The 1,720-nt window shown below is 69.4% G+C and carries 4 protein-coding genes; 3 read left to right on the forward strand and 1 reads right to left on the reverse strand.

Going from position 1 to position 1,720, the window contains the following annotated elements:
* Positions 1-222: putative immunity protein (locus AS96_RS14290; RefSeq protein ID WP_036291198.1), on the reverse strand; the 222-nt coding region annotated here is incomplete at its 3' end.
* Positions 223-292: 70 nt separating this feature from the next.
* Between AS96_RS14290 and AS96_RS14295 the strand changes: the two genes are divergently transcribed.
* The 3 genes from AS96_RS14295 to AS96_RS14305 all read left to right on the forward strand — a co-directional run bounded on the left by AS96_RS14295 (position 293) and on the right by AS96_RS14305 (position 1,689).
* Complete coding sequence (locus AS96_RS14295) at positions 293-694, forward strand: DoxX family protein (RefSeq protein ID WP_036291201.1); 402 nt, start codon at positions 293-295, stop codon at positions 692-694.
* 264 nt (positions 695-958) lie between these two features.
* Positions 959-1,243: a transposase gene (locus AS96_RS14300; RefSeq protein ID WP_036291202.1), complete on the forward strand. Its 285-nt coding sequence runs from the start codon at positions 959-961 to the stop codon at positions 1,241-1,243.
* A gap of 104 nt (positions 1,244-1,347) precedes the next feature.
* Complete coding sequence (locus AS96_RS14305) at positions 1,348-1,689, forward strand: IS3 family transposase (protein ID WP_081768082.1); 342 nt, start codon at positions 1,348-1,350, stop codon at positions 1,687-1,689.
* Positions 1,690-1,720 lie beyond the last annotated feature (31 nt).

A 1,720-nucleotide genomic window follows, 5' to 3' on the forward strand; every position in this document is an offset into this window, starting at 1 on the left:
GACCGAGGCGGCGGCGCGGCCCGCGACGAACCGGCGGCGGATCTCGCCTGCCGAGTCGAGCTCGCCGCGCGCGTAGGCGCGGGCACGCGCGATGGCGTCACGCGGGCGATCGTCGCCGGGAGCCTCGCGTTCGAAGAGAGGGAGCACGCGGTCGGCGCAGTCGGCGGCCCACGCGGCGACGAGGCGCCGATCGGACTCGCTCAGGGATTGCGGGGAGAGCATCTGCCCATGCTGTCACCGGAGCTGTTCGCGCGGCGGCCCCGGGCGGCGGCGCGCGGGGGAGAATGGCGGGATGCCACGTCGCGCGAAGAAGCCCGCCGCCACCGTTCCCTGGATCGTGATGGTGCCGTTCGCGGTGTCGGGCGTCATCCACCTCGTGCGACCCGGCGTGTTCACGCCGATCATCCCGCGGGCGCTGCGGCGGTGGGATCGGCCGCTGGTGATCGCATCCGGCATCGCGGAGCTGGCGTGCGCGGTGGGGCTGGTCGTGCCGTCGACGCGAGCTGCCGCCGGGCGAGCGAGTGCGGTGGTGCTGGCCGGCGTCTGGCCCGCGAACATGCAGATGAGCATCGACCTCGGCCGCCGGGCCGCCCGCCGCCGCACCCCGAAGGCATGGGCCGCGTTCGCGGTGTCGCTGGTGCGGCTGCCGCTTCAGGTCACGTTGATCCGGCGGGCGCTGCGGGCCTCACGCTGAGCCGCGAGTCAGGGTGACCCACTCTTCGTCGCGGACATAGCCGAGCGTGGCGTTGGCCCGCAGGATCGCAGCGTTGTCCGCCGATCCTCCGTCGAGGTGAAGAAGCCCGTCTTGATTCACCACACTGGCGCCCCACGGATGCCTGACCGTCGCGGGCCTGGGCTTGACGATGAGTCTGATCAGAGCGGAGGGTGAAATGGAGCCTGACCCGGTTTTCCGGACACCTGAGTTGAGGCGATGATCGTCTCGGAAGGAGTCCGTGAGATGCCTGCTGCCCACCCGCCGGAGTTTCGGCGTCGAGCCCTGGACCTGGTTGCCCAGGGAAACCCTGTCGGTCAGACTGCGCGTGATCTTGGGATCAGCGAGTCGTGTTTGCGGAACTGGATGAACCGTGACGCGGTCGATTCCGGCCGCAAGGCCGGTGTCACGAGCGAGGAGCACAAGGAGCTCGTCGAGCTGCGGCGCCGGTTGCGGGTGCTGGAGATGGAGAACGAGATCCTCAAGCGCGCGTCGGCGTACTTCGCCAGGGAGAACGTCCTCCCAAAATAGGGTTCCGGCTGGTCCAGGAGCTCGCCGCCGACGGTGTGCCTGTCGCGGTGGCCTGCCGGTTCCTTGGGGTCTCCACTTCGGGATACTACGAATGGCGGGAGCGGATGCCATCACCGCGGTCCGTCGCCGACGCGGAGTTGACGATCACGATTCGTCGCATCCACTCAGACTCCCGCGAGACCTATGGCGCCCCGCGGGTGCTCGCAGAGCTGCGGCTGGGCCTGGGTGTTCACGTGGGCCGCAAGCGCGTCGCGCGGCTCATGCGACTGGACGGACTGGTTGGCGTCTCGCATCGCCGCAAGCGGCGCGGCTGGAAGCCGGACACGGCCACGCACGAGGATCTCGTGAAACGGCAGTTCCGCGCCGACGCCCCGAACCGGCTCTGGTTCTGCGACATCACGCAACACCGGGCCACTTGGATTCCAGCGATCGTCGCAACGGTCTGATCTATGCGCTGTCCACTAAAGCAGCGAAGCG

Origin of the sequence: Microbacterium sp. MRS-1 (assembly GCF_000585455.1) — a bacterium.
Lineage (GTDB): Bacteria > Actinomycetota > Actinomycetes > Actinomycetales > Microbacteriaceae > Microbacterium > Microbacterium laevaniformans.

Coding starts and splice junctions, on each gene's coding strand:
- AS96_RS14295 (WP_036291201.1), top strand. CDS start 293: ATGCCACGTCGCGCGAAGAAGCCCGCCGCCACCGTTCCCTGGATCGTG.
- AS96_RS14300 (WP_036291202.1), top strand. CDS start 959: ATGCCTGCTGCCCACCCGCCGGAGTTTCGGCGTCGAGCCCTGGACCTG.
- AS96_RS14305 (WP_081768082.1), top strand. CDS start 1,348: ATGCCATCACCGCGGTCCGTCGCCGACGCGGAGTTGACGATCACGATT.